This window comes from Negativicutes bacterium (assembly GCA_018052945.1).
Taxonomy (GTDB): Bacteria; Bacillota; Negativicutes; order JAGPMH01; family JAGPMH01; genus JAGPMH01.
The window spans coordinates 1-21,457 of the sequence record JAGPMH010000025.1 but is presented as its reverse complement, the minus strand read 5'-3'; the positions used below and the strand labels follow the sequence as shown (position 1 = coordinate 21,457).

The 21,457-nt window shown below is 35.0% G+C and carries 20 protein-coding genes, 4 tRNA genes and 1 other annotated feature; all 24 genes read left to right on the top strand.

Annotation, left to right across the window (positions count from 1 at the left end):
• Window positions 1–187: 187 nt before the first annotated feature.
• Window positions 188–385, top strand: a binding site (T-box leader).
• Window positions 386–434: 49 nt separating this feature from the next.
• Window positions 435–1,457 (top strand): phenylalanine--tRNA ligase subunit alpha, encoded by a 1,023-nt coding sequence (pheS, locus tag KBI38_05305; protein ID MBP8629477.1) that lies wholly within the window; start codon window positions 435–437, stop codon window positions 1,455–1,457.
• 25 nt (window positions 1,458–1,482) lie between these two features.
• On the top strand, window positions 1,483–3,906 hold the full coding sequence (locus KBI38_05300; GenBank protein MBP8629476.1) for a phenylalanine--tRNA ligase subunit beta: 2,424 nt from the start codon (window positions 1,483–1,485) through the stop codon (window positions 3,904–3,906).
• A 192-nt stretch (window positions 3,907–4,098) separates the two neighbouring features.
• Window positions 4,099–5,994 (top strand): glutamine synthetase, encoded by a 1,896-nt coding sequence (locus KBI38_05295; protein ID MBP8629475.1) that lies wholly within the window; start codon window positions 4,099–4,101, stop codon window positions 5,992–5,994.
• Window positions 5,995–6,189: 195 nt separating this feature from the next.
• Window positions 6,190–6,741: a transcription factor FapR gene (gene fapR / locus KBI38_05290; protein ID MBP8629474.1), complete on the top strand. Its 552-nt coding sequence runs from the start codon at window positions 6,190–6,192 to the stop codon at window positions 6,739–6,741.
• A gap of 19 nt (window positions 6,742–6,760) precedes the next feature.
• Window positions 6,761–7,768: a phosphate acyltransferase PlsX gene (gene plsX / locus KBI38_05285; GenBank protein ID MBP8629473.1), complete on the top strand. Its 1,008-nt coding sequence runs from the start codon at window positions 6,761–6,763 to the stop codon at window positions 7,766–7,768.
• Entirely contained in the window at window positions 7,768–8,766 is a 999-nt protein-coding gene (locus KBI38_05280) for a ketoacyl-ACP synthase III (protein MBP8629472.1), read from the top strand. The genes plsX and KBI38_05280 overlap by 1 nt, the downstream gene beginning before the upstream one ends.
• A gap of 3 nt (window positions 8,767–8,769) precedes the next feature.
• Window positions 8,770–9,717 (top strand): enoyl-[acyl-carrier-protein] reductase FabK, encoded by a 948-nt coding sequence (gene fabK / locus KBI38_05275; GenBank protein MBP8629471.1) that lies wholly within the window; start codon window positions 8,770–8,772, stop codon window positions 9,715–9,717.
• Between the two features lie 13 nt (window positions 9,718–9,730).
• Window positions 9,731–10,675 (top strand): ACP S-malonyltransferase, encoded by a 945-nt coding sequence (fabD, locus tag KBI38_05270; GenBank protein MBP8629470.1) that lies wholly within the window; start codon window positions 9,731–9,733, stop codon window positions 10,673–10,675.
• 1 nt (window position 10,676) lies between these two features.
• Window positions 10,677–11,420, top strand: a complete 744-nt coding sequence (gene fabG, locus KBI38_05265; protein MBP8629469.1) for a 3-oxoacyl-[acyl-carrier-protein] reductase — start codon at window positions 10,677–10,679, stop codon at window positions 11,418–11,420.
• Between the two features lie 28 nt (window positions 11,421–11,448).
• Window positions 11,449–11,679 carry an acyl carrier protein gene (locus KBI38_05260; GenBank protein ID MBP8629468.1) on the top strand — a complete coding sequence of 77 codons (231 nt, stop codon included), beginning with the start codon at window positions 11,449–11,451 and terminating at the stop codon, window positions 11,677–11,679.
• A gap of 84 nt (window positions 11,680–11,763) precedes the next feature.
• The gene (locus KBI38_05255) at window positions 11,764–12,708 is read left to right on the top strand and encodes a nitronate monooxygenase (protein ID MBP8629467.1); all 945 of its coding nucleotides are present in this window, start codon (window positions 11,764–11,766) and stop codon (window positions 12,706–12,708) included.
• A gap of 16 nt (window positions 12,709–12,724) precedes the next feature.
• Window positions 12,725–13,966 (top strand): beta-ketoacyl-ACP synthase II, encoded by a 1,242-nt coding sequence (gene fabF / locus KBI38_05250; protein ID MBP8629466.1) that lies wholly within the window; start codon window positions 12,725–12,727, stop codon window positions 13,964–13,966.
• A gap of 4 nt (window positions 13,967–13,970) precedes the next feature.
• Window positions 13,971–14,669 (top strand): ribonuclease III, encoded by a 699-nt coding sequence (locus tag KBI38_05245; GenBank protein MBP8629465.1) that lies wholly within the window; start codon window positions 13,971–13,973, stop codon window positions 14,667–14,669.
• A 47-nt stretch (window positions 14,670–14,716) separates the two neighbouring features.
• Window positions 14,717–15,766, top strand: coding sequence for a radical SAM protein (locus KBI38_05240; GenBank protein ID MBP8629464.1), 1,050 nt, complete (start codon window positions 14,717–14,719; stop codon window positions 15,764–15,766).
• Window positions 15,767–15,788: 22 nt separating this feature from the next.
• A complete protein-coding gene (locus tag KBI38_05235) occupies window positions 15,789–16,463 on the top strand; it encodes a hypothetical protein (protein MBP8629463.1) in 675 nt (224 codons plus the stop codon).
• Window positions 16,464–16,467: 4 nt separating this feature from the next.
• Window positions 16,468–17,256, top strand: a complete 789-nt coding sequence (gene thiD, locus KBI38_05230; protein ID MBP8629462.1) for a bifunctional hydroxymethylpyrimidine kinase/phosphomethylpyrimidine kinase — start codon at window positions 16,468–16,470, stop codon at window positions 17,254–17,256.
• Window positions 17,257–17,379: 123 nt separating this feature from the next.
• A tRNA-Asp gene (locus KBI38_05225) sits at window positions 17,380–17,456 on the top strand.
• Window positions 17,457–17,473: 17 nt separating this feature from the next.
• Window positions 17,474–17,548, top strand: a tRNA-Gly gene (locus tag KBI38_05220).
• A 5-nt stretch (window positions 17,549–17,553) separates the two neighbouring features.
• A tRNA-Cys gene (locus KBI38_05215) sits at window positions 17,554–17,628 on the top strand.
• A gap of 9 nt (window positions 17,629–17,637) precedes the next feature.
• A tRNA-Leu gene (locus tag KBI38_05210) sits at window positions 17,638–17,726 on the top strand.
• A 221-nt stretch (window positions 17,727–17,947) separates the two neighbouring features.
• On the top strand, window positions 17,948–18,736 hold the full coding sequence (gene motA, locus KBI38_05205; GenBank protein ID MBP8629461.1) for a flagellar motor stator protein MotA: 789 nt from the start codon (window positions 17,948–17,950) through the stop codon (window positions 18,734–18,736).
• Between the two features lie 3 nt (window positions 18,737–18,739).
• Window positions 18,740–19,489 (top strand): OmpA family protein, encoded by a 750-nt coding sequence (locus KBI38_05200; protein MBP8629460.1) that lies wholly within the window; start codon window positions 18,740–18,742, stop codon window positions 19,487–19,489.
• Between the two features lie 67 nt (window positions 19,490–19,556).
• Window positions 19,557–19,931 carry a holo-ACP synthase gene (gene acpS / locus KBI38_05195; GenBank protein ID MBP8629459.1) on the top strand — a complete coding sequence of 125 codons (375 nt, stop codon included), beginning with the start codon at window positions 19,557–19,559 and terminating at the stop codon, window positions 19,929–19,931.
• A gap of 3 nt (window positions 19,932–19,934) precedes the next feature.
• On the top strand, window positions 19,935–21,457 hold a 1,523-nt coding region (locus KBI38_05190), incomplete at its 3' end, for an NAD(P)H-hydrate dehydratase (protein MBP8629458.1).

Here is a 21,457-nt window from a genome sequence, read left to right as displayed (position 1 = left end):
GGAATTGTCACAGAAAATAAAAAAGAAAATTTACATTCCAATGATTGGAGCAGGAGAATCTTTGAATGTTGGAGTTGCGGCTGGGATAATTATGTATGAAGTTTTTCGTCAAAGAAATTGTATTACTTGATACTTGTAAATCAATATGATAAAATGTTTTTTAGTTATATTGTAAAATTTCATACGGTTTTTGATGATGATGGAGAAAGTAGGTTAGTATTTTTTCACAGGGATGTTTTGCCTTGATTGGAAGCGAAACAAAAAAAACTAATTGAAGTTCACTCCGGAGTTTCTTGTTGAAATAATATTAGGCGAGACGTTAGCTGCGTTAAAGAGTAGGAGTATCAATTAGGGTGGTACCGCGAAATGGATTTTCGCCCCTTTCATGGGTGGAAGTCTATTTTTTTTATAAATTATTTCTTGGAGGTTTTGTTATGCAACAAAAGTTACAGGCATTAAAAAGTGAAGCGATTGAGGCTTTAAATAATGCAACAGCTGTCGACATGTTAAATGATTTGAGAGTTAAATATCTAGGTAAAAAAGGTGAAATTACCACTATCTTAAGAGGTCTAGGAGCGTTAAGTCCTGAAGAAAGACCATTAGTTGGGCAATTGGTAAATGAAGTTCGAGCTGAAATTGAAGAAGTTTTAACAGTAAAAATTGATGTACTAAAGAAACAAGAATTAGCTAAAAAACTACAAGCGGAAAAAATTGATGTTACCTTAGCGGGTCGTATTAATAATATTGGTCATTTGCATCCGTTAACTTTAACCTTAAATCGCATTAAAGAAATTTTCATGCAAATGGGCTTTAGTGTGGCAGAAGGTCCAGAGGTAGAGCAAGATCATTATAACTTTGAAGCTTTAAACTTACCTAAAGATCATCCAGCTAGAGATATGCAAGATTCTTTTTATATTACAGAAGAGTTTTTATTGCGGACTCATACATCCCCAGTTCAAGCAAGAACTATGCAAGCAAGTGAACCTAATGCTCCGATAAGAATTATTGCACCGGGAAAGGTTTACCGTCGTGATTATGATGCAACGCACTCGCCGATGTTTACCCAAGTAGAAGGTTTAGTTATTGATCAGAATATTAAGTTTTCAGATTTAAAAGGAATGCTTGAATTATTTATTCATGAAATTTTCAATCCTAATGTTGGAGTTAGATTTAGACCGAGCTTTTTCCCTTTTACAGAGCCGAGTGCAGAAGTAGATATTTCTTGTGTAATTTGTAAAGGATCAGGATGTAGAGTTTGTAAAGGCACAGGATGGTTGGAAATTTTAGGATCGGGAATGGTTCATCCTAAGGTTTTGGAAATGAGTAATTATGATCCTAATAAAGTTAGTGGTTTTGCTTTTGGCATGGGCGTAGAACGGATTGCAATGTTACTATATGGTATTGATGATTTAAGATTATTTTATGAAAATGATATGAGATTTTTACGTCAGTTTTAATCTTTGAGAAAAAAGGAGTTTGGTTATGCAAGTATCAATTAAATGGTTGAAAGATTATATTGATTTTACAGAAACACCGGAAGAACTTGCTGAAAAGCTTACGATGGCAGGAGTGCCGGTTGAAAATATAACGACATTAGGACAAAATGTTGATAATGTTGTAAGCGGAAAAATTTTAAAAATTGATAAACATCCTAATGCTGATAGATTGTCTGTTTGTCAAATTGATGTTGGTAAAGAAATTTTAACAATAGTGACTGGAGCAACTAATGTTAAGGAAAACGATATTGTACCGGTAGCATTAGTTGGAGCGAAATTGCCTGGTGGCATAAAAATAACAAAAAGCAAATTGCGTGGGGTTGAGTCAAGTGGAATGCTTTGTTCGGTTGAAGAACTTGACTTAGATAAAAAAATGCTAGAGCCTGAAGTTTGTGAAGGTATTTTTTTATTGCCACCAGAAACTGAACTTGGTGTTGATGTTAAGACTATATTAGGTCTGGATGATGTTATTTTAGAATTTGAATTAACAGCCAATAGAGCAGATTGCTTTAGTGTGATGGGGTTAGTTCGTGAAATTGCTGTGTTGACAGGTAAAGAGTTTAAAAAACCTGAAATTTCCGTTAGTGAAAGTGGTAAAAACGCAACCGATTTCATTAAAATAGAGATTGCTGATACTAGTGTTTGTAAACGTTTTGCGGCAAGGGTTTTTGAAAATATAAAAATTGAAGCATCACCAAATTGGATGAAGCAAAGGTTAGAAGCGGCTGGAATAAGGTCGATAAATAATATTGTTGATATAACAAACTTTGTAATGTTAGAGTTAGGACAACCCTTACATGCATATGATTACGATACTATTAAAGGAAAAACTTTAATTGCCACTAAGGCAAACCCTAATGAAAAAATTACAACGCTTGATGATGTTGAAAGAAACCTAACAGAAGAAATGATTGTTATTGCTGATATATCTGGTCCAGTTGGTGTTGCTGGGATTATGGGCGGTTTAGCAACCGAAGTTACAGCAAATACTAAAACGATTGTATTAGAAGCGGCAACTTTTCAGGGGGTGAGTGTCAGAAGAACCTCTAGAGCTTTTGGCTTGCGCTCAGAAGCATCCGGCAGATTTGAACGTGGTGTTGATATTGTAAATATTGATAAGGTTTTGGATCGAGCAGCACATTTAATTCAACAACTTAACGCCGGAGTGCCTTGCAGTGGCGTTATTGATGTTTATCCTGAGCCAATTGGCGTGACTGAAATTTCAGTTACAACAGCTGAAATTAATGATTATTTAGGATCGAACATTACAGAGAATGAGATTGTTAATATTTTAGAAAAACTAGAATTTAAAGTTAAGGTCGATCAAACATTATTGATAACTGTCCCATCATGGCGGTTTGATGTAACCTGTAAAGCTGATATTACCGAAGAAATTGCTAGAATATATGGATTTAATAATATTAAGTCAACCTTACCATATGGCAATATGTTCCGTGGTACACAGACTAAACACCAAAACTTTATTGATAAAGTGAAAAATATTTTGGTGGGTACTGGTCTAAGTGAGATAATATCTTTTAGCTTCACGCATCAAAACACTTTTGATAAACTTAACCTTTCGCTAGATAGTCAGTTAAGAAGGGCAGTGCCGATTTTAAATCCGATAACGGATGAATTCCCGTTATTAAGAACTACGGTTGTTAGCAGTATTTTAGAAAACATCGCGAAAAATTTGGATAGACGCAATGATAATATTCAAATTTTTGAAATTGGGTCGGTTTTTTATCCGGAAGAAATTCCATTAACAAAATTACCGTATGAACAGTTTATGTTAGCGGGAGCGATAACAGGACGAAGAAATCAGCTATCGTGGAGCCAAGGTAAAGATAATGTTGATTTTTATGATCTTAAAGGAATTACGGAAGTTTTATTTAGTAAGCTTGGTATTGTTGATTATATAGTTGAAGCCGGCGAACATTATGCAATGCATCCTGGTAAAACTGCTAAGTTTACTAAAAATAATAATTGCCTTGCGGTAATAGGCGAAGTTCATCCGGAAGTTTTAGAAAAGTTTGGTATTAGTCGAAAAACATATATTTTTGATATTGATTTAAAATTATTAGAAGAAGCTTCTCAAGAAATTTGTCAATATCAATCGTTACCAAAATATCCAGCTAGTTCTCGTGATTTAGCAATTACAATAAATGATGAAGTTGAGGCAGGTGCGGTAGAAGCCACGATAATAGATAATGGTGGAGCTTTGTTGAAGGAAGTTAAATTGTTTGATGTCTATAAAGGGGAGCAAGTTTCAGCTGGACAAAAAAGTTTAGCATTTGCCTTGAGTTTTCAGTCAGCAGAAAAAACATTGACTGATATTGAGATTGATGAAGCTTATGAGAACATTGTAAAGAGTTTAGAAAAAACTTTTGCTGCAAAATTAAGAAGTTAATAAAAAATTTAAAAAAAATGTAGACAAAGTTTATAAATATGCTATAATCAAAAATGTAGTAAGTTAGGTAAATATTTTAGGCAATGGCGCCAATTAGTTTTGATATAATTTTATCATTCTAATTGGCGTTTTATACTTTGCTAAATGTAAAAAAATGTAAAAATAAACTAAAATTTAGGAGTGGGTTTTGTTATGATGAAAGATTTATTATGTGTAATTCCTGCCGGTACAGCAAAAGAAGAATTAATTGCAATGTTGCAAAAACATCCGGAAATTAAATTTGTATCTGTCGTAGGTATCGATTTAGCTGGTAATGATACTGATGAAAAAATTCCTGTGGGCGTTTTTATTAAAGATATTGAAGGTTTTTATCATGGTGGTGCAGTACAAACAGATGGTTCTTCCGTTGTGTTAACTGGTATTGCAACGCTTAATAATGCCAAAGTTGATATGCCGGCTGACCCAAGTGTAAACTGGTATGTTGATTATAACTTTGAGCATTATGATGAAGAAACTGGTAAACCAGTTGGAACGTTAAGAATTCCTGGTTTCTTAGTTCATGAAGGTAAAAAAGTTGATTCTCGTGCAGTTTTAGCGGAAAGCTTAAATTATGTAAAAACTGAACTATTAGGATTATTTAAAAAATATCCGAAAATTGCTGGCTTAGAACATGTTGATGGCAATGAAGTAGAAAATATCGTATTTACTTCAGCAACAGAATTAGAATTTTGGGTTAAAACTCCACTAGTACAAGCTGAAATTGCAGAAATGTCTGCATCTCAAGTTATGCAAGAACAATATTGGCAACGTACACGTGGTGCTGTTCGTACTGCGACTGAACAAGCAATTTTAATGCTTGATGCTTATGGTTTACATGCTGAGATGGGTCATAAAGAAGTTGGTGGACTAAAAGCACATATTGATGAATCAGGTAACTTAACTCATGTTTGTGAGCAAATTGAAATTGACTGGCGTTTTGCTGATGCAATGCAAGCTGCTGATAATGAATTATTAGCTCGTATTTTAGTAAAAGAAATTTTCCGTGCTAATGGCTTAGAAGTTAACTTCAAAGCAAAACCGATGATTGGGCTTGCTGGTAATGGTGAGCATACTCATGTTGGGATGGCAGCTGTTTTAAAATCAGGTAAAACTGTTAACTTGTTCTCACCAACTGTAATGACTGAAGACTTCTTAAGTGCTATCGGTTACGGTACAATTATGGGTATTCTTAAAAATTATGAAGTAGTAAATCCATTTATTTCAGCGACAAATGATTCTTTAAACCGTTTAAAACCAGGGTTTGAAGCACCGGTTTGTATTGTTACATCATTAGGTCATGTTCCAGAAACTCCTTCTCGTAATCGTACAATTTTAGCTGGTCTTGTACGTGATGTAGAAAATCCATATGCTACTAGATTTGAAGTTCGTGCATGCAATCCATATACTAATACTTACATTGCTCTTGCAGCAATTTATTTAGCAGCATTTGATGGTATTAAAGCTGCGGTTACATCTGGTAAATCAACTACTGAATTATTAGCTGAGCTTTCTAAAGAAGCAGGGCAAGAAGGCTTTTATCTTGAAAAAGACAGAGCATATCGTAGTGAAGAAGATGTATTCGAGGATTACGAAGATGAAGAAAGAGATCGTTTATTTGGTAGACCGCCAGCAACTGTTTGGGAAAATATGATTGCTTTTGAAAAATATGCTAACAAAAAAGATGTTTTTACAGCTAGTGGCGCTTTACGTGAAGAAATCATCAATGCCTTTGTAGCAGGTGCATTAACTCGTTGGAAAACAGAATTGATTAGCCGTATTATCCCTGAAAATTTAAATATTGTAAGAGCTGCTAAGAAAGTTCATGATGTTGGATCAAATGATCATGACTGCTACATGTGGGCAAAAGTTAATGAGTTACGTCAATATTTAGCAAAAGATACTATTGATGTAAAATCATTATTCAGCTTAGTAGAAGAAGCATTAAATGATGGTGATTATGAAACTGCATCAGCATTACAAATTGAAATGTATGATAGAATTGAAGAATTAAAAGTTATGTATGCTGAGTATAAGAAAAATATTATCTAATTAATTAGATAAAACAAAGGTCTTGAGACATTAAATAATGTTTCAAGACCTTTTATATTTTTCAAAAATATGACTAATAATTCGGTATTATTTTCAATAAAATGTGTTTATTTTTCTTGCAATTATAGTTGGCAGTAGTTATAATTGGGTTTAGTAACTGGTTATAGTACCTACTTATAAAAATAGGTGATAAAAATGGCTAAAATAAAAAAAACGATGAGACATCAATTATTATTAAAGAATATGCAGACAAGCCCTTTTTTAACTGATGAAGAGCTAGCGAAGATGCTGGATGTTAGTATTCAGACGATCAGATTGGATCGGTTAGAACTTGGGATTCCAGAGTTGCGAGAACGCACTAAAAAAATGGCGGAAAGTGCACAAGCAAAGATAAAATCAATTGCCAGTGATGAAATTATTGGTGATTTGATTGATTTGCAATTGGGAAAATCTGCGATTTCGATTATTAAAATAACTCCAGACATGGTTTTTGAAAAAACACAAGTAGCAAGAGGTCATTATGTTTTTTCTCAGGCAAATTCATTAGCTTTAGCAGTGATTGATGCACCTGCTGCAGTGACTGGTGTAGCTAATATCAAATACAAGACGCCGATTCATGTAGGAGAAAAATTAGTAGCGAAAGCAGAAGTTATAAGACAGCGGGGTAATAAATATTTTATTTGGGTAAAAACTCGTAATGATGTTCAAGAGGTTTTTCGAGCTAAATTCATTATGGTGTCTTTATAAAATAAGCAGAGGTGCTGATATGAAAATTGCAATTGATGCAATGGGTGGAGACTATGCACCGCGAGAAATTGTTTTAGGTGCAGTTGATGCTGTAAAGGAAGAAAAACTTGGGGTTGTTTTGGTCGGAAATGAAAATGAAATTAAAAGTATATTAAAAGAAATATCAGGATGGGAAAAGCTTGATATTGAGATAAAGCATACTAATGAAGTAATAGAAATGGATGAGCAACCTGTAATTGCGGTACGGAAGAAAAAAAATGCCTCTTTAGTTATAGCGACAGCACTTGTAAAAGAAGGATATTGCGATGCCGTCGTATCTGCTGGCAGTACTGGTGCGGCAGTAGCAGCAGCTTTATTTGGTTTGGGAAGAGTTAGGGGAATTGAAAGACCAGTGATAGCGACACCAATTCCTAATCTTAAAGGGGTAACGGTACTTTTGGATTCAGGGGCTAATGTTGATAGTAAGCCGAAACATCTTGTGCAAAGTGGGATAATGGGGAGTGTTTATGCCGAATATGTTTTTGGAATAAGTAATCCTCGCGTTGGTTTACTTAACATTGGTGAAGAAGAAACTAAGGGCAATGAACAAGTTTTGACTACTTATGAAATGCTTAAAGCTTTAAATACTATCAATTTTATCGGAAATGCTGAAGGTCGGGATGTTCCTAAGGGTAATTTTGACGTTGTAGTATGTGACGGCTTTGTTGGAAATGTTGTTTTAAAGTTTGCAGAAGGTTTAATTAGTACCTTGAAAAAACTTATAATTAGTGAAATTAAAAGTAGTAATATCTTTGTTAAAATAGCGGCTTTGATTTTGAAAAAAGCATTAGGAAAACTTGGTAAAAGACTTGATCATTCTGAATATGGTGGGGCTTTATTATTGGGTGTTAATGGTTGTTTTATAATTTGCCATGGAAGTTCTAAAGCTAAAGCCATTAAAAATTCTATTAAAGTAGCAAGTCAATCAGTACAGAATGAAGTGATAAAACATATTAGAGATAATATTGCTAAGGAGGCAATTTGCTAGTGAATAAAGAAGTAAATGTTGGTATTATAGGTACCGGATATTATGTTCCAGAAAAAATTGTAACTAATGATGATTTAAGTAAAATTGTTGATACTAATGATGAATGGATTGTAGATAGAACAGGAATTAAAGAAAGACGGCTTGCGGCAGATAATCAAGCTACCTCGGACTTAGCTTATGAAGCAGCACTTAAAGCTTTAGCTAATGCAAATGTTCAGCCGGAGGAAATTGATTTGATTATTACGGCAACGATTACACCAGATACTTTTTTCCCTTCAACTGCGTGTATTATTCAAAATAGATTAAAAGCTGTTAATGCAGCAGCTTTTGATTTGTCAGCAGCATGTTCTGGGTTTGTTTATGGATTAAGTGTAGCAACCCAATTTATCAAAAGTGGTGCATATAAAAAAGTTTTAGTAGTAGCTTCAGAAACCCTATCTAAAATTATTAATTGGGAAGATCGCAATACTTGTGTGTTATTTGGTGATGGTGCCGGTGCAGCGGTATTAGGACAAGTCGATGAGGGTGGAATTTTAGGCTTTGAACTAGGTGCGGATGGTTCTGGTGGTGATGTCTTAAGTATGCCTGCTGGTGGTAGTTTAAATCCAGCAACAGAGCAGACTGTGAAGGATAAAATGCATTATATTCATATGAATGGCAATGAAGTTTTCAAATTTGCGATAAAAGTTATGGGTGATGCCGCACAAAAAGCGCTTGATAATGCAGGACTTGACAAAGAAGAAATTGATTGTTTAGTACCACACCAAGCCAATATTAGAATAATAAATTCAGCGGCAAAAAGATTGAAATTGGGTATGGATAAAGTTTTTGTTAATGTTGAAAAATATGGCAATACTTCAGCCGCTTCAATTCCTATTGCGTTAGCGGAAGCTGTAGAAAATAAAAAAATCAAAAAAGGCGATAATGTTGTTTTAGTAGGCTTTGGTGCCGGCTTAACATGGGCAGCTTGTGTAATGAAATGGTCTAAGGAGGCTTAATAGATGGAGAATAAAAATATTATTTGCAAGTTATTAAATATTAAATATCCTATTTTACAAGGTGGAATGGCTTGGATTGGCACTGCTGAGTTGGCCGCTGCTGTTTCGAATGCTGGTGGTCTTGGAATAATTGGTGCAGGTCATATGCCGCCAGATTTATTACGTGAAGAAATCAGAAAAACCAAGGCTAATACAGATAAGCCCTTTGGTGTTAATATAATGTTGATGTCGCCATTTGTCAGAGAAGTTATGCAAGTGGTAATTGAAGAAAGAGTACCGGTAGTAACAACTGGTGCCGGAAATCCTGGTGAATATATACCGGCATTAAAAGAAATTGGTACTAAAATAATTCCGGTTGTAGCTTCGGTGGCATTAGCAAAAAGATTGGTTAGAACAGGTGTTGATGCGGTTATTGCTGAAGGGATGGAAAGTGGCGGACATATTGGAGAGATAACAACAATGGCGTTATTACCACAAATCGTTGATGCGGTTGATGTTCCGGTTATTGCCGCTGGTGGTATTGCGGACTCTCGTGGGGTTGTAGCTGCGTTTGCCTTAGGAGCTTCAGCCGTACAAATTGGTAGTAGATTTGTTGTTGCTAATGAATGTATTGCTCATGAAAACTATAAGCAGGCGGTATTAAAAGCAAAAGACCGTTCGACTGTGGTTACAGGTGTTGCGACTGGTCATCCGGTACGTGTTATTGCCAATAAATTAAGCCGGGAATATTTAGAAAAAGAAAAATCAGGTGTAAGTGCGGAAGAATTAGAAGAATTAGGTGCTGGAACACTGCAATTGGCGGCTAGAAAAGGTGATACTGAAAAAGGTTCAGTGATGATTGGACAAATTTCAGGGATGATTAATGCTTGTCAGTCCGTAGAAGAGATAATTCAAGAAATTATTCAAGGTATTCCGGCAGTAATGAATAACTTGAAAGATAGTCTTGAATAAGGGAGAGTGTAACATGAATAAAATTGCATTTTTATTTCCGGGACAAGGATCCCAAAGTATCGGTATGGGTAAAGAATTATATGAGAAATACGATGTAGCAAAAAAAATGTTTAAAGCTGCTGATGAGGCTCTTGGTTTTTCAATTATGCAAATGTGCTTTGAAGGACCTGAGGATGAACTGAAAAAAACTTATAATACACAACCGGCTATTTTAACAGTTAGTGCTATTTGCAATGAAATTTTAAAAGAGCAAGGGCTTGTACCGCAAATAGTAGCAGGTCATAGCTTGGGTGAATACTCTGCATTAGTAGCAGCTGGTTCTTTGAAATTTGAAGATGCCGTGGTATTAGTTAGAAAACGCGGACAATTTATGCAAGAGGCTGTTCCATTGGGACAAGGTAGTATGGCGGCTATTTTAGGATTAGAAGGTTCAAAAATAGTAGAAGTTTGTGAAAGTGTTACCGCTTCAGGATCATTAGTACAGGCTGTAAATTTCAACTGTCCTGGACAAGTGGTTATTGCTGGTACTGTTGCTGGCGTAGAAACAGCAGTAGAAAAGTTAAAAGAAGCTGGGGCTAGAAAAGCAGTAATGCTTCCTGTTAGTGCGCCATTTCATAGTTCATTGATGAATCCGGCATCTGAAAAATTAGCAATAGAGCTTAACAATATTGAAATTTCTAATGCTAATATTCCGGTGGTGGCAAATGTTGATGGCAAAATAATGACTGAAGCACAAATCATTAAAGAAAATTTAATCAAGCAAGCTGCTAGCCCGGTAAAATGGGAAGAATGCGTTGCAGAAATCGTTAAATATAATGCAATGACAGCTGTTGAAGTTGGCCCAGGTAAGGTTTTATGCGGCTTTAATAAGAAAATAAATAAAGAAATTAACAGTGTGAATGTGGAAGATGTAGTCAGTTTGGAAAAAACCCTTGATTATTTCAAGGAGGTTCGTTAAAATGCTTTTAGACAATAAAATTGCACTGGTAACAGGTGCTTCACGTGGTATTGGCAAAGCTATTGCAATTGCTCTAGCAAAAGCTGGTGCGACTGTGGTTATAAATTATGCTGGGAATGCTAATGCGGCTCAAGAAGTTGCAACTGAAATCATGGAAAATAGTGGCAAGGCAATTGTGATTCAAGCTGATGTAGCAAGCGCTGAAGCTGTTGAAAACATGGTTAAGATGATTGTTGAACAATTTGGCCGTATTGATATTTTAGTTAATAATGCCGGTATTACAAGAGATAACTTGTTAATGCGTATGAAGGAAAGCGATTGGGATGATGTTATGAACACTAATTTAAAAGGTGTTTATAACTGTACAAAATCTATTTCTCGTATTATGATGAAACAAAGATATGGTAAAATTGTAAATATGACTTCAGTAGTAGGTCTAACTGGAAATGCAGGTCAAGCTAACTATGCTGCTGCTAAAGCTGGAGTAATTGGTTTTACTAAATCGGTTGCAAAAGAATTCGCATCTCGAGGAATAAATGTTAATGCGATTGCTCCAGGTTATATATCTACTGATATGACTGCCGTTTTAAGCGATGAAGTAAAAAAAGACTTCGCAGCCAAAATACCGTTTGGTAGAATTGGTCAAGCTGAAGATGTGGCAGAAGCAGTATTGTTTTTAGTTTCTGATAAATCAAGTTACATTACCGGTCAAACTATTAATGTTGATGGTGGTATGGTAATGTAATATTATCTCTTGAAAGGAGGTGAATTTGGTGTCAACTTTTGATAAAGTAAAAGAAATCGTGGTTGAGCAATTAGGTGTTGATGCTGATGATGTAAACATCGATTCAACTTTTATTGATGATCTAGGTGCAGATTCTCTTGATATCGTTGAATTAATTATGGCTTTTGAGGAAGAATTCAATGTTGAAATTCCTGATGAAATCGCTGAAAAAATTAAAACAGTAAAAGATACTGTAGACTACATAGACAAAAACAAATAGTCTATAATACTTTAGAAAGTCCCGTAAAATTTTTTTGCGGGACTTTCTAAAAGTAATGGTCTTATTTTGAATGGAGGAGTTATTTTGAAACTTCCTGAATTAAAAATTGGTGATAAAATTGCAAAAATGCCAATTATTCAAGGTGGTATGGCGATAAGACTTTCTACCGCAAAATTAGCGGCAGCTGTTGCTAATTCCGGTGGGATTGGACTTATTGCTGCATCCGGAATGAGTTTAAATGAATTAAGAAATGAAATCAGACTTGCTAAATCCCTTAGCAATGGTGTTATTGGTATTAATGCAATGGTTGCGGCAAGAAAGTTTAGTGATTTAGTAAAAACTGCGATAAGTGAAGGTATTGATTTAGTTGTAGCTGGAGCGGGGTTTTCTCGTGATATGTTTGGATTAGGCAAAGAGTCTAATACGCCAATTGTACCAATTGTTTCGTCGATAAAATTAGCCAAAATATCTGAAATGTTAGGAGCTTCTGCGGTTATTGTTGAAGGAAAGGAAGCTGGCGGTCACTTAGGGACCGATCAATCAATAAAATCGTTAATTTCCGGAATTAAAAAAGCTGTCAATATTCCTGTTATAGCTGCTGGTGGAGTTATGTCAGGTCGAGATATAGTAGATCTTATGAAGTTGGGGGCAGATGGTGTGCAAATGGGAACTAGGTTTGCTGCCAGTGAAGAATCTAATGCTGCACCTGCTTTAAAAGAATTTTATGTTAAGGCGCAAGCCGAGGATGTTGTTGTTATTAAAAGTCCAGTGGGATTACCAGGTCGCGCTGTACGCAATCCATTTGCAGAAAAAATTATGAATGGTACATTACCGGTTGATTCTTGTGATGCATGCTTGAAACATTGTGAAAAAAACTTTTGCATAATAAAAGCATTAATTAGAGCGCAACAAGGTGATGTGGAAAATGGATTAGTTTTTACCGGAGAATATATTGGTAAAATAAAAGAAATATTATCAGTAAAAGAAATTTTTGCAAGGCTTCAAGCTGAGGTTGAAGCGATAAATTAACGAAGAGGTGACAATTTTGAAAAAAAGAGTAGTAATAACTGGTGTAGGTGCAGTAAGCCCTATTGGAATAGGTAAAGATGAATTTTGGACTAATTTAGTGAATGGTAAATCTGGAGTTGGTAAAATCACGAGATTTGATCCAACTGAATATTCCACACAAATTGCTGGAGAAGTAAAAGATTTTGATCCAACACAATTTATTGATAAAAAAGAAGCAAAAAGAATGGATAGAACGACTCAATTTGCAGTAGCAGCAGCAAAAATGGCGATTGCAGATGCAAAATTAGATGTTGAAAAAGAAAATCGTGAAAGAATTGGTGTTTTTATCGGTTCAGGGATTGGCGGAATGGAAACATTACATAGTCAATATGAAACATTATTTCAAAAAGGTCCAAATCGTATTAGTCCGTTCTTTATTCCAATGATGATTGGGAATATGCCGGCTGGCCAAGTTTCAATAACTTTTAATTTGCAAGGACCAACAAGTTGTGTAGTAACGGCTTGTGCTACTGGAACTAATTCTGTAGGTGATGCTTTTAAAGTTATTCAACGTGGTGATGCTGATGTAATGCTTGCTGGTGGAACCGAAGCTTGTATTTCACCAGCACCAGTGGCTGGATTTTGTGCAATGAAAGCATTGTCGACTAACAATGAAAATCCAGAAAAAGCTTCCCGTCCATTTGATAAAGGTCGTGATGGCTTTGTTATGGGTGAAGGTGCCGGTGTTGTTATTTTAGAAAGTTTAGATCATGCGATTGCTCGTGGTGCTACTATTTATGCTGAAGTTGCCGGATATGGTTCTAATTCTGACGCTTATCATATTACAGCGCCAGCTCCAGAAGGCGTAATGGCTGCAAAATGTATGGGGTTAGCAGTGAAAGATGCTGGGTTAGATGTAACTGAAATTGACTATATTAATGCTCACGGTACATCTACGCCACTTAACGATAAAAACGAGACTTTAGCAATTAAATCACTATTTGGTGATCATGCAAAGAACCTTGCGATTAGCTCAATAAAATCAATGACAGGTCATTTATTAGGGGCTGCTGGCGGGATAGAATGTATTGCTACGGCATTAACAATAGCCAATGATACTATTCCTCCGACAATTAACTATGAAACGCCTGATGATGAATTAGACTTAGATTATGTGCCGAATAAAAGTCGTAAAAGTGTCGTTAAAGCAGCTTTATCAAATTCATTCGGTTTTGGTGGACATAATGCAACAATCTTGCTTAAAAAATACCAAGCATAAGATAATGCAACATAGATATAATGAGCTAAAAGCTTTTGCGGAGCTTATTAATATTAATGTTAAAAATTTTTACTATCTAAATCAAGCTTTAACTCATACCTCTTATGCCAATGAATCGAAAAAAGATGTTTTGCATAATGAACGGTTGGAGTTTTTAGGCGATGCTGTTTTAGAGTTGGTAATAAGTTCATATCTATTTGACACTTTCCCCAATTTACCGGAAGGTGAGTTAACAAAAGCTAGAGCAGCGGTTGTTTGCGAGACAACTTTAGCAAAAAAAGCTTTAAATCTTCAATTGGGAGAATATTTATTATTCGGTAAAGGTGAATTAACAACCGGAGGCAAAGAACGTGCTTCAATTTTAGCAGATGCTTTTGAAGCTTTAATTGGTGCTATATATTTAGATTGTGGCATTGAACAAGCACGACAATTTGTCTTGGTGCAGTTAAAAGATGATTTACTGAATATTAAAGATGGTAACCATATTAGAGATTATAAAACATTGTTACAAGAGTTAATTCAAGCTCAAGCTGACAATAAAATTCGCTATGAGATAATTAGCGAAGCGGGGCCGGATCATAATAAAGTATTTGATGTAGCAGTTTTTGTTAATGATAAAATTTTGGGAAATGGTCATGGTAAAAGTAAAAAAGAAGCGGCACAATTAGCAGCGAGAGAGGCCTTAGCGGTCTTGCAGAAATAAGCCTAAAAAAGGATGACGAAAGTCATCCTTTTTAATATGGAGGCACTATGAAAAAATATATAATACCAATTTTTATTCCTCACTATGGTTGTAGTCATGATTGTGTTTTTTGTAACCAGAATAAAATAACAGGTCAAAACACAGAAATTACAAGAACATATGTTGAGAATGTTATTGACAGTCATTTAAAAAATATTAAGTTACCGCGCGATATTGAAATTGCATATTATGGAGGTAGCTTTACAGCTTTGAGCATACAACAGCAAACAGCGTTGTTGATGCCAGCTTATCATTTAGTAACTAAAAAAATAGTTAATAGTATTAGAGTATCAACGCGTCCAGATTGTATTACGATAGAAATTTTGAGGAATTTAATAAGTTTAGGTGTTGAGACTATTGAATTGGGGGTACAATCGCTAGATGATGCTGTTTTAACAGCTAGTAATCGAGGGCATAGTTCAAATGATGTTTATAATGCTGTGACTTTAATAAGAAAAACTTCGCTCAAACTTGTTTTGCAAATAATGCCGGGATTGCCGGGTGATGATTTTACTAAGATTATTAAAACGGGATATAAGATAGTAAGACTAAACCCTGACTATGTAAGGGTTTACCCAACGATCGTAATTGAAAATACGAAATTGTCACAACTATATCAACAACAGCGTTATAATCCCTTAACAATAGGCGAAGCAGTACAGGTTTGTTCGTTTTTAAAAATATTATTTGAGGAAAATAATGTTTCTATTATTAGGATGGGCTTACAATCTACTACCGAGTTAGAAAGCGATAGTACAGTGCTGGCAGGTCCGTATCACCCATCTTTTGGTGAAATGGTAGAGAGTTATTTGTTTCAGGTAATTATTAACAATATTTTAGAGCAAATTAATATGAAAAAGCATGATATTACGATATATCATAATACGAAAGATTCATCGAAAATTCGTGGTTTGAAAAAAATAAATATTTTATACTGGAAAAATAAATTTAGACTTGATAATATTATTTTTAAAGCAATTGATATAGAAATTGGTTTTATTATTATAAAAGTTGATAATATAAAATATTTTTCACATAAAAAGTTTTTAATGTTGTGAGTGTTATAGTAGAGGTGCAAAAATGGAAAAAATAATAAAAAATATTACTGAATGGTCTTATCTTAAAGAATTACCAACAACAATCTTAAGTTTCAATCTAAAATTGCTAATGAAACAAGATGGTGATTTATTTTATATTTGTGCCTATCAAAACTTTGAACTAAAAAAAGAAGTTGTTTTTGTATATGATCATGCGACAAAAGAATTTTTAGTTAAACTAAAAATCGGTTTACTGGAATATTGTGAAACTTTGTTTATCAGCACTAACCTTGAAAGATACGAGCGTATATTAAAAGAAAAATTGGAAAATGTCATTAGAGATTTAACTTTTTTTTCAAAGGATAAAATAGATAGTATTTTATTCGATAAAAATATTATGCAACATAAGTTTAACTTTGAATTTCCGGAGGAAAGTAATGGTTTTAAACTATATATAAGACCTAATCAACCGCTGAAATTAATTAATGGCTCTTATGTTATTTTAGATTATAGCGATTTTGCAAATGATAGTAATTTAGTTATTTATTATAATATTTTTCGTGATGAATTTTTCGGTGAGCTGAGAATAAGAAAAACTCCTGAAATGACAAGCGCTTTTGATGCCAAGGAAGTTAGTGAATTAGCAGAAAGAATTGAAGAGAATCTTGTTGATGAATTAAAAAAATTGAGAGCTAGAATAGAGGAGAAAAATGAATAATTTTATTAAAACGGCGTTAACGATTGCTGGATCTGACAGTAGTGGTGGTGCTGGTATTCAGGCAGACTTAAAAACATTTTCGGCTTTGGGTGTTTTTGGTATGAGTGTAATTACTGCAATAACAGCCCAAAATACTTGTGGCGTAACTGCTATTAGGGAGTTAGACGATGAAATTTTAAAAGCACAAATAGATGCTATTTTTACAGATATTACAGTCGATGCAGTCAAAATAGGAATGCTGTCTAATATTGACATTATTAAAACTGTAAGCAATTCTTTGCAGTATTATAATTATACTAAAGTTGTGTTAGATACTGTGATGATATCAAAAAGTGGTAGTTATTTATTGCAAAAAAATGCGGTAGCATCTCTAAAAGAATTATTATTGCCTAAAGCATTGGTAGTAACGCCGAACTTACATGAAGCAACAGAATTGGTGGGTTTTGATGTTGTTAATCTGAAAACTATGGAGCAGGCAGCTGCAGTAATTTGGAAAATGGGAGCGAAAAATGTAGTTGTAAAAGGTGGACATTTAATGGGAGATCCTTGTGATATCTTGTTTGATGGTGATAAAATGATTTATTTTAAAAATAAGCGGATTGAAACTAAAAATACTCATGGAACAGGGTGCACTTTTTCTTCGGCTATTGCTGCTGAAATAGCTAAAGGAAAATGCGTTGTTGAAGCTGTTGAAAAGGCTAAAGAATATATTACTAAAGCGATTGAACATAGTTTTTCCTTGGGCAAAGGAGTAGGTCCAACTAATCATTTTTTCAACTTAAAAAATGATTAAAAAATAGCTTGACTATGAATATAAATGTAAGTATAATATTAATTGTCGCTGATGCGAAAATAAAGTAAGATAAAGTTGACATGAAGTAATGGTTATGGTATCATTACTAGTGTTATTAAAAATGGCCCGGTAGTTTAGTTGGTTAGAATGCCGCCCTGTCACGGCGGAGGTCGAGGGTTCGAGTCCCTTCCGGGTCGCCAGTTAATTTTGATATAGTGCGGAAATAGCTCAGTGGTAGAGCATCGCCTTGCCAAGGCGAGGGTCGCGAGTTCGAATCTCGTTTTCCGCTCCATATAAGGCGACATAGCCAAGTGGTAAGGCAGAGGTCTGCAAAACCTTTATTCCCCAGTTCAAATCTGGGTGTCGCCTCCAATTTAATATGCCGGGGTGGCGGAACTGGCAGACGCACGGGACTTAAAATCCCGCGGATAGTGATATCCGTACCGGTTCGATTCCGGTCCTCGGCACCAGTTCAAAAAATAACTCCTGTTAGCAGGGGTTTTTTTTTATCTAAAATCAAAATAAAAAAAGGAATTCCTAAAGCTTTTGTAGAAATTAATATGCAACGCTGTAATTGATGGGTTTTAATGCCTATTTTATGGTTATATTGTAGACAACGATTATTTTAAAGTGCTAAAATTTTAATATATTAATAATAGTGAACTTGTTGATAGAAGTAGGAGGAGTTATTTTGGAAAAGTCAACACTCATAGGCGTTGTGATGGGGTTTATTTCGATTTTTGTAGGGATGGTAATTAAAGGTGCTCCGTTATCAGCACTGGCTAATCCGGCAGCATTTTTGATAATAATTGGTGGTACATTTGCATGTTTATTTACAGGCTTTACGATGGAACAATTAAGAATTTTACCATCGCTTTTTAAAAAAGCATTTAGAATGCCCAATGGTAGACCGAAAGCCGAATTATTGACATTGTTCGTAGAATTATCACAAACAGCACGACGTGAAGGGATTCTGGCCTTAGAAAGTAAAGTTTCTGATATTGCTGATCCGTTTTTGAAAAATGGTCTGAATATGGTTATTGATGGTATGGATCCGGAGTTTGTGAGTGATGTTCTTGATGCAGAAGTTGAAGGGATGGAACAACGTCATAACGATGGTGCGGCTATATTTATCCAAGGTGGTACTTATGCACCGACATTAGGGGTTTTGGGAGCCGTTGTGGGACTTATTGCTGCCTTGGGTAATTTGACTGATATTGATAAATTGGGAGCTTCGATTGCGGCAGCGTTCGTTGCAACATTACTTGGTATTTTTACTGGTTATGTTATTTGGTTGCCATTTGCTAATAAACTGAAAATGTTATCAAAGATTGAAGTAACTGAAAAAAGAATGATTATTGAAGGCATTTTGTCTCTGCAAGCCGGTGACTCACCGATTGCTATCGAAGCTAAGTTAATGGTATTTATTCCACAAAGTGAACGCGATAAATTGAAAAAAGATAAAGCGTCGGGGGAATAAGCTATGGCTAGAAAGAAAAAGAAGCATCATCACGAAGAACATATTTCTGAAGCTTGGCTGATTCCTTATGCTGATATTTTAACACTATTGTTGGCGTTATTTATTGTACTGTATGCCTCATCTCAAGTTGACCAAAAGAAAATTGAACAAATTGCGCAATCTTTTAGTATGGCTTTTAATTCAGGGCAACCGGCACTATTGCAAAGTCAATCTAATCAGCCCGATGTACAGATGGATGTTAGGAAATCAGATCAGGCTTATTTACAAGAAACAACGCAATTAATGGATGTAAAAAACAAAATTGATAAATATATCGCTGAAAATAAATTGGAAGATTCACTAAAAACAGACTTAACAGAAGATGGTTTGCTGTTAAGAATTAAAGAAAAAGCATTATATCCTTCTGGTAGTGCTAATTTATTACCGGAGTCACTGGCAATTGGTACGCAAATCGCTAAAATCTTGGTTGGAATATCACAAAAAGTTATTGTTTCGGGACATAGTGATAATGTACCGATTAACACTTATGAGTTTCCGACTAACTGGGATTTAAGCTCTAAGAGATCTGTTAACTTTATGAGATATCTTCTTTCACAAGCTAACCTTGATCCGGCTAAATTTAGTGCAACTGCGTATGGTCAGTATCAGCCGATTGTTGCTAATACTACAGAAGAGGGTAGAGCGCAAAATCGACGAGTTGAGGTTTTGATATCTCGTAGCTTTAAGCAAAATAATATACAATCAATTATGTAGTTAAAGTCGACCTTTCATTTTGAAAGGTCGACTTTTGAAATAATACTTTCTTATTGAGGTGTGTTTGGTGATAAAAGGTTTGGGTATTGATATTATTGAAATAGGAAGAATAAAAAAAGCCATAGAGAATGAAAATTTTTTGGCAAGGGTTTTTACGGTGAAGGAGATTGCTTATTGCGAAGCAAAAAAAGCTCAAAAAGCGCCCTCTTATGCGGCTAGATTTGCCGGCAAGGAAGCTGTTTTAAAAGCCTTTGGTACTGGGCTGAGAGAAGGAAAGTTAAGAGAAATTGAGATTATTAATGATGAGCTTGGTTGTCCGCAGGTTTTTTTAACGGGGTTTTTTGCAGAATTGGCGAAAAGAAAAAATATAACTAGTATTTATATAACCTTAAGTCATACTAAAGAAAATGCGATAGCACAGGTTGTGTTTGGAGGGGAGTAAAAGATGAAAGTTATAACAGCTGAAGAATTAAAAAAAATTGAGCAAAGTGCAATCAATGATTATGGCATTAGTGAATTGGTTTTAATGGAAAATGCCGGTGTTGAAGTTAGTAGAATTGTAAAATGTCAGATTACTGCAGTTGAGAATAAAAAAATTATTATTTTTGCCGGTAAAGGAAATAATGGTGGTGATGCGTTTGTAGTGGCAAGGCATTTGGCTAATCAAGGGGCAAAAATAAAAGTTTTTATTTTAGGAGAAATTTCTGAAATTTCAGCATCAGCGACTGTTAATTTAAATATATTGCGAAAAATGAATATTGATATTACGACCTTAATACATGAACGTGATTATGATAAGTTGAAAATAGCGATTGCTTTTGCTGATTGTATTGTTGATGGTTTAATTGGTACTGGGTTTAATGGCAGTTTAAAAGCTGAGGCCGAAAAAACAATAAATTTAATCAATAATAGTGGCAAAGTTGTAATTTCAATTGATATTCCTAGTGGTGTTAGTGCCGATAATGGTAAAATTTCAGCTACGGCAGTTAGAGCGACTAAGACGGTAACTTTTTCTGTGCCCAAATTAGGATTAATCTTATATCCCGGCACTAGTTATGTGGGAGAACTGTTTGTTGCTGATATTGGCATACCAAGAAAATTATTAGAACTGCCAAGTTTAAAGAGCAGTATTTTTAATATTGATGATATTAAAGATTTTTTGCCAATTAGGGCGGTGGAAGCATATAAAGGTAGTTGTGGCAGAGTTTTAGTAATTGCGGGATCGCTTGGAATGACTGGCGCTGCTACACTGGCCACTGCGGCAACATTAAGAGCTGGTGCGGGGATGGTTACGGTAGGCATTGGCGAGAGTTTAAATGAGCAATTGGCAGTAAGGCTGACGGAAGCACTAATATTGCCACTAGCACAAAATGAAAATGGTAGTTTAAATGAAGACTGTATTGATGAAATAAGAAACAATATTTTAGAGAAAAAAATTGATGCAGTAGTTGTTGGTCCTGGTCTAGGGCGCCAACATGAAACTCAAAAAATTATAACAGAGTTAATCACTGAAATTGATAAACCATTAGTGATTGATGCTGATGGATTAGTTGCTATTAGTGAGCAAAATATATCATTTGAGAATAAAAAATATAAACCAGTATTAACTCCTCATCTTGGTGAGTTTTCAAGATTAATTGGACTCCCTATTGAGGAAATACAAGAAGATATTATTTTCTTTAGTAAACAAGCAGCTAAAGATTTAAATTGCATTTTAGTTTTAAAAGGACCAAGAACGATAGTGGCATCGCCACAAGAAGATATATATATCAATACCAATGCCAATGAAGGGATGGCCACAGCAGGAGCGGGCGATGTCCTTAGTGGAATAATTGGAAGTTTTATCGCTCAAGGCTTGGGGAGTTTTGAGGCAGCAGTGGCTGGCGTTTTTGTTCATGGATTGGCAGGCGATATTGTAGCGTGCAATGAGGGGAAAATTGGTATGATTGCTTCTGATATTGTTAGTGC